The following is a 7644-nucleotide window of genomic DNA, read 5'->3' on the forward strand; positions in this document are numbered from 1 at the left end:
AAAAAATATTGGAAAATTAAAGAAAATAAGAAATAAAAATAAATAAAATATTATTATATTAATAATTATATAAAAATAGAAAAAATGAGAAAAATAGCTAAAATAAAAAAATAAAAAATTAAGAAAATTTTCTTCAAACTTAAAGTTTGGAAAATTAACCTAATTTAATCTTAATATCTAATGCACTTGATCCTTTCTCATATACAAAGATTGGGTTAATATCAAGTTCAGATATTTCAGGGAAGTCTAAAGTTAATCTAGCTACTCTGATAATAGCTGATTTAACAGCATCTATATCACCAGGAGCTTCTCCTCTGAAACCTTTAAGTAATCCCATAACTTTAGTATTGTCCATTTGTTCAGCAATTTCTTCAGTAGTTAAACCTTTTGCCAATTTAAATGAAACATCTTCTAAAAGGTTTACAAGAACTCCACCCATACCAAATGCAATCATTGGACCGAATTGTGCATCTCTGATCATACCAACGAGAACTTCAATTCCAGAGTCCATCATCTTTTGAACTTCAACTCCATTTGGAACAATGTCTGGATGTGCTTTCTTAGCATTAGCCATGATTTCTTCGAATACTTCTTCTGCTTCTTCTTTGGTTTGAATACCTACTTTTACACCACCAATATCGGATTTGTGTAAAATCTTATCAGAAGCAATCTTAAGTACAACTGGGAATTCCATTTCTTCAGCAAGAACACCCGCTTCTTCAGCAGAAGTAGCTAATTTAATAGGAGCCGCTTCAATACCGTAGCTTTCAGCTACAGCATAAGCTTCACTACCAAGCAAGGTGTCTCTTCCCTCTTCTTTCACTTTAGCAAAAATAGCTTCAACAGCTGCTTTATCCACATCATCTACTGCTCCAACAGGATCATCATAGTTTCTATCTTGAACAGCAGCAAATCTTGCAAGGTAATCAAATACCTTTACAGCAGTTTCAGGGAATACATAGGTAGGAATACCATTGTCTCTGAGTACATCATTAGCGTTTTCAAAGGTAGGTCCACCCATGTTAACTGCAATAACAGGCTTGTCAAATTCACTTGCACCTTCAACAAGTGCTTGAGCAATTCCATCAGCATCAGCAGATGCAGTAGGACAAACCATTACCACTAAACCGTCAACATCATCAGAATCTAATACTGCTTCTAAAGATTCCTTATATCTTATAACAGGAGCGTCACCTAAAACATCAATTGGGTTCTTAATACTTCCTTCTTCAGGCACAGCTGCTTTTAATCTTTCATTGGTTTCTTCATCAAACTTAACAAGTTCCAATCCGTATCTTTCCATAGCATCTACGGATAAAACTCCTCCACCACCTGCATTGGTAATGATTGCAAGGTTACGTCCAGTTGGAAGTGGACATTTGGAGAATGCTAAACCTACATCAAACAATTCATCCATAGTGGTTACTCTGAATACTCCAGATTGCTTGAATGCAGTATCAAATGCAACATCACTACCAGCTAATGCACCAGTGTGTGAGGATGCCGCTTCTGCACCAGCAGAACTTGAACCGGATTTCAATATAATGACAGGTTTCTTATAAGAGACTTTTCTTAAGGTTCTGACAAAGTCATCATCTTCAGTGATGGATTCAAGATAACAGATAACTACTGCAGTTTCATCATCATCAGATAAATATTCAATCAATTCAATTTCAGTGGTTCCAGCTTTATTTCCTAAACTGATAATTTTACTGAATCCAATTCCAGAAGTTACACTCCAATCAATAATAGCTACCATCATTGCTCCACTTTGGGAAATAAATGCAATATTTCCTGTAGGAGGCATGATTTGTGAAAATGAAGCATTTAATAATGAATGTGAATCAGTGATACCTAAACTGTTAGGACCAATAATATTTATGCCATATTTTTTACCAAGAGCTACAAGCTCATTTTCTCTTTCTACACCTTCTCCACCAATTTCCTTAAATCCTGCAGTGATAACAACCATGTTTTTAACACCAAATTCACCACATTCTTCAACAACTGGGTTTACTAAAACACTAGGAATAGAAATAATTACAAGGTCTGGCACTTCTGGCAAGTCAGATACGTTTTTATATGCTTTTAATCCTTGAATTTCATCATCTTTAGGGTTAATAGGATAAATGTTTCCTTTAAAACCATCATTAATCATATTATTTACGATAATATAACCAACTTTTCCTTCTGAGTTGGAAGCTCCAACAATAGCAACAGAGTCTGGATTAAACATCTTAGTAAGATCAGTCATAGATTTTAACTCCTTTATTTCAATTAATTTAATAATTATGATTTTAAAATTTACACTTTAAAATTCATATTAACTTATAATTGTTTCATTAATATTTAAAAATTAATTTAAAATATTAATTTTTACAATATAATATTCGTTATTATATTATATGTAATTCATCATATTTATAATGATAAATAATTAACAATTATATTTTTGTCTTAAATTAGTATAAAAATGTTAATATTTATAATTATCTAAAAGTTTTCATGAAAAATAATGTAAATAACTAAAACTATAAAAAAATATTAATAAAACTATAAAAGATATAGTAAAATCTTAAAAATTAAAAAAAAGAGAGAATAATGATTAGAAATACTAACCACTATAAAATTATTATTTCAAAATTATTGATTAATTAATAAATAATAAATAATTAATCGCTTACTTCTATACCTAATGAAACAAGCTTATCCCTAATTTCATCAGATAAATCGTATTTCTTTTCAGCTCTTAATTTTTGACGAACATCAGCAATTATATTCAATAATTCCTCTTCATCACCACTGGTTTCATCATCATTTGCAAAGAAATCAATACCTAATATTTGACTGATATCTGCAAACCAGTGCTTAATAGCTAAAAGATCATCAATGATTATCTTATCTTCATTCAAGTCCTTATTGGATTGCTTGATAAATGAGAAAATAGCTGCAATAGCTTTAGGAGTGCTGAAGTCATCATCCATACTCTTGAAGAACTCACTGACTCCTTCATTTAACACATCATAAGAAGATTCGTAGTAGTTAAAGTTAAGCAATTCTTCAAAAAGCTCATTTTCCGGTAAGTCAGCTAAATAAGCAATATCATCAGAAACATTACCTTTTTCAAACGCTTCGGCAATCTTCTCATCAATAGATTGAATGTAATTCTTGATTTTAGCCACATTTCTTTCAGCTTGATGCAAGCTCACTTCACTAAAGTCTATAGGACTTCTGTAATGAGTTGCAAGAACAAATAATCTGAATGTTTCACCAGAATACTCTTTCAATAAATCTCTAATGGTAATGAAGTTACCTAAAGATTTAGACATTTTTTCTCCAGAAACATTTAAGAATCCTGTATGCATCCAGTATTGAACTAATGGCTCCTTACCAGATACCGCTTCCATTTGAGCAATCTCAGAGTCGTGGTGAGGGAATATTAAGTCGAGACCTCCACCATGAATGTCATATTGAGGTCCAAAGTATTTTTCAGTGATTGCAGTGTCCTCTATATGCCAACCAGGTCTTCCTTTACCCCACGGGGAATCCCATACAGGTTCACCAGCAAACTCTTCAGCTTCTCTATTTTTCCATAAAGCAAAATCATTAGGACTTTTTTTAGAACTATCAATATCAATCCTATGAGTTTCAAGTTCTTCAATCTTACGATTAGCTAATTTACCATAATCCTTAAACTTAGCAACTTCAAAGTAAACTCCAGTTTCAGTTACATATGCAAATCCTTTATCAATTAACCTTTGGATTTGATCTAAAATTTCTTCCATATGGTCAGTAGCTCTTGCAAAATAGTTAACGCTTTTCACATTTAAAGCAGCCATATCTTCAATAAATCTTTTTTCAAATTTTTTTGCTAGCAACTTGGAGTCGACACCACTTTCTTTTGCTCTGTTAATAATTTTATCATCAATATCTGTAATATTTTGTAAGTAGAATACAGAATAACCTTTAAATTCTAAATATCTCTTAATGGTATCAAAGGAAATGTATGTTCTTCCGTGACCAATATGAGCATCATCATAAACTGTAGGGCCACAAACAAAGAGTTTGATCTTATCTTCAAATAATGTATTCAACTCTTCCTTTTCCCTTGACATAGTGCTATAAATTTCCATTATATCTCCTTAAAACAATTTAATAAATAAAAATAAGTCTAAACTAAAATAAATAAATAATGATTAGAATAGATTCAAAATAATATTCTATACCAATCATAAAACTAAAATTAGTAGAAAAATCTACTAAAATTTATAATAAATGTGCTTCAGAACCTAAACATGCCTTACAATCAGCAGGCATATGTCCTTTTTCCTTATGGATTTGACAAATGACATCTTCTGTTTTGATTCTTTTACAGATGAAACAAGTACGTGGAATAATGTCTAATTTAGTTGCAGTCCCTTCATTTAAGTCATTTGCAAATTCTTCAATTAATGCTTTTACATCATCATTGAACTCAATGCCGCTACCTCTTTTATCAGTTAAATACTGAGATACAGCAGGTTGAGTAATATCCATTAATTCAGATATCTTTTTTTGTTTCATTCCTAATTTCAATAAATCTTTTGCTAATTCAGATCTAATAGCTGGTATGATATACCATACTACCATTTCACAAGGTGGTTTCATAAAAATCCTCCTAAAGTTAAAAATTATTCTTCTTCATCAATATAATTATTTAATTTATAAAATAATTTTCCATCACCCTTAAAAACCTCTTCAAGTTCAGAGCCATGGTCAAATTCAACATGGCCCATATCATGGAACTGACTTAGGATATTAATCCTATTTTCAAGCTCTTCCTGACGTTCAAAGAGCAAGTCAATAGCTGATGAAACAGGGTCTGGAAATTCGTGCTCTAAATCCAAAACACATTTACGGTCTTCATGAATAATCCTGCTCGGTACACCAACTGCAGTAGCTCCTCTTGGAACATCCTGCAATACTACAGCCCCCGCTCCAACTTTTGAGGAACATCCTAATGTAATGTTTCCTAGAACCTTTGCTCCAGAACCGATTACAACTGCATCTTCAACAGTAGGGTGTCTTTTACCCTTACTTAAACTTGTACCTCCAAGAACTACTCCTTGATATATTAAAACATCATTTCCAACAATAGCAGTTTCACCTATTACAATACCCATTCCATGGTCAATAAAGACTCTTTTACCTATCTGAGCACCAGGGTGAATTTCTATGCCAGTCAAGAATCTGGATATTTGAGAGAAAAATCTTCCCCAAAATGGTAAACGATGAGTCCAAAGCCAATGATTCAATCTATGAAATATAATAGCCCATATTCCAGGATAACAAAGCAGAATCTCTAGACTACTTCTTGCTGCAGGGTCTCTTGCTTTTGCAGCTTGTAAATCTTGTTTCAAGTCATCAAACATAAATTCACCATTGTAAAAGTAAAACTTAACTATTGTTAATTATATTAGTATATTTGAATTTACTTAAATATAAATTTAACATTTGTTATAATAACAAAGTTATATTATTTTTTTATAATATATAAACTATTTTAAAAAATTTAAAAATTAAAAAATAGAATAAAAAATTTGAATGAATGATAAATCTTTAAATCTATCAAAAAAATTCAATAATGGAAATTTAAAAAAAAATAATTAAGGAAATAAAAAATTTATTTCTTAATTATTTACTTTTTGCGCAATACTTATCAATATTCAATACTTATCCTTATTCAATACGTATCAACATTATCCAGTTAGAACATATTGCAATTAGTTAGATGGGAAAATAGAATCATCGTATGCATCGTACAATTCTTTAAATACCCATTCAGTAGATAAGTATCTTTCACCAGTATCTGGTAAAATAACTACAATGGTTTTGCCTTTATTTTCTGGGCGTTTTGCAAGTTCTAAACCTGCCCAAGTAGCTGCTCCAGAAGAAATACCAGTGAAAATACCTTCTTCACGAGCTAATTTCAATAAAGTGGATCCAGCATCTTCATCTTTTACTGGAATGACTTCATCAATAAGGTCTCTTTCTAAAACGCCTGGAACAAATCCTGGTCCAATACCTTGGATTTTATGAGGTCCTTTAACACCTTTACCTAAAGTTTGGGAAGTTTCAGGCTCTACAGCAACAGCTTTAAATTCTGGTTTTAATTCTTTAATATACTGTGCAATACCAGTTACAGTACCACCTGTTCCAGCAGCAGATACAACAATGTCAACTTCACCGTCAGTATCCCTGTAGATTTCAGGACCAGTAGTCAATCTGTGGATTTCGGAGTTTGCCTTATTCTCAAATTGTTGTGGAATAAATGAATTTGGAGTGTTTTCTGCAAGTTCTGCAGCTTTAGCAATAGCTCCACCCATACCTTCACTACCTGGAGTTAAAACAATCTCTGCACCGAATACTGCAAGCAATTTTCTTCTTTCAATAGACATGGTTTCAGGCATAGTCAATATTAATTTGTAACCTTTAGCAGCCGCTACAAAGGAAAGACCAATACCAGTATTACCACTTGTAGGTTCAATAATTACAGTATCCTTATTGATTTTACCTTCTTTTTCTGCAGCTTCAATTAAAGAAACTGCTACACGATCTTTTACACTACTTACTGGGTTAAAAGCTTCAATCTTTACAAGCACATCCGCTTCTAAACCTTCTGTTAATTTATTTAATCTTACAAGAGGAGTATTACCGATTGCTTCGGTAATATCGTTTGCTACACCTCTTTTTAATTCAGGAATATTTACCATATTAATCACATCATAAATTTTCATTAATAATACAATCTATAATTATTAAAAAATATAAAAAATAAAATTTGTTAATCTATGCTAAATCCCTTCTAATAACAAATAGATAATATAATTTATTTTATATATCTATTTAATAATTTATTTTATTTAAAATTTCAACAAAAGTTAAAAATATAACAATTGTTATATAATAGTTAATAAATGATGATATATAAATATTTCTATAGAAAACTAAAATTTTTTCAAAAGAAAATAAAATAAAGAAAATAAAATTTAACTATAAAAAATATTATTAATATAATTACTAATATTAAAAAGATGATAAAATGACTCTCTTTAAATACATTATTAATCCAAGCCCAATTGGAGAAATAACAATTATCTGGAGGAAAAAACCAAAATTCCAAATCGAAGAGATTATCCTCTCAAAACCAGATAAAAGCTCAACACAAATAGCTGAAGAAAAATATGAACAGGAAGATAAGCTCCCGATCAATAAGAAATCAAAGCAATTGAATAATGTATTGAAAGAATTAGACAATTACTTTAAAGAAAAAGACGCTAAGTTTTCACTTGAATATCTTAATTTGGAAAAATTTACACCATTCCAAAGAAAAGTATTGGAAACTGAATTCAAAACAAAAAAAGGAACCATAAATACATATAAGGACCTTGCAAAGGCAGCTGGCAGTCCAAAGGCATACAGATCAGTAGGCACTGCACTTTCAAAAAATCCATACCCTATAATCATACCATGCCACAGAACAGTTAAATCAGACAGAACCATCGGAGGATTCGGTGGTGTTGCAGAAGGACTTGAATCTAAAAAAACACTACTTGAATTAGATGGCTTGATGATTCAAGGAAAGAAAGTAGTTGGAGATAGCCC

The 7644-nt window shown here is 31.1% G+C and carries 6 protein-coding genes; 1 reads left to right on the top strand and 5 read right to left on the bottom strand.

Features of this window, described 5'->3' with window-relative positions; all coding sequences use genetic code 11:
* Nucleotides 1-154 precede the first annotated feature (154 nt).
* From acs to cysK, 5 genes are all read right to left on the bottom strand, one after another.
* On the bottom strand, nucleotides 155-2254 hold the full coding sequence (gene acs / locus IJI80_RS06125) for an acetate--CoA ligase alpha subunit (RefSeq protein ID WP_292788545.1): 2100 nt from the start codon (nucleotides 2252-2254) through the stop codon (nucleotides 155-157).
* A 418-nt stretch (nucleotides 2255-2672) separates the two neighbouring features.
* Complete coding sequence (gene cysS / locus IJI80_RS06130) at nucleotides 2673-4133, bottom strand: cysteine--tRNA ligase (protein WP_292788547.1); 1461 nt, start codon at nucleotides 4131-4133, stop codon at nucleotides 2673-2675.
* Between the two features lie 133 nt (nucleotides 4134-4266).
* Nucleotides 4267-4647, bottom strand: a complete 381-nt coding sequence (locus IJI80_RS06135) for a transcriptional regulator (RefSeq protein ID WP_292788549.1) — start codon at nucleotides 4645-4647, stop codon at nucleotides 4267-4269.
* Between the two features lie 23 nt (nucleotides 4648-4670).
* Nucleotides 4671-5411 (bottom strand): serine O-acetyltransferase, encoded by a 741-nt coding sequence (gene cysE, locus IJI80_RS06140; protein WP_292788552.1) that lies wholly within the window; start codon nucleotides 5409-5411, stop codon nucleotides 4671-4673.
* Nucleotides 5412-5762: 351 nt separating this feature from the next.
* Nucleotides 5763-6752, bottom strand: a complete 990-nt coding sequence (cysK, locus tag IJI80_RS06145; protein ID WP_292788554.1) for a cysteine synthase A — start codon at nucleotides 6750-6752, stop codon at nucleotides 5763-5765.
* Between the two features lie 329 nt (nucleotides 6753-7081).
* Here cysK and IJI80_RS06150 point away from each other — a divergent pair.
* Nucleotides 7082-7644: methylated-DNA--[protein]-cysteine S-methyltransferase (locus IJI80_RS06150; RefSeq protein WP_292788556.1), on the top strand; the 563-nt coding region annotated here is incomplete at its 3' end.

Source organism: Methanobrevibacter sp., assembly GCF_017432245.1.
Classification (GTDB): Archaea; Methanobacteriota; Methanobacteria; order Methanobacteriales; family Methanobacteriaceae; genus Methanobrevibacter.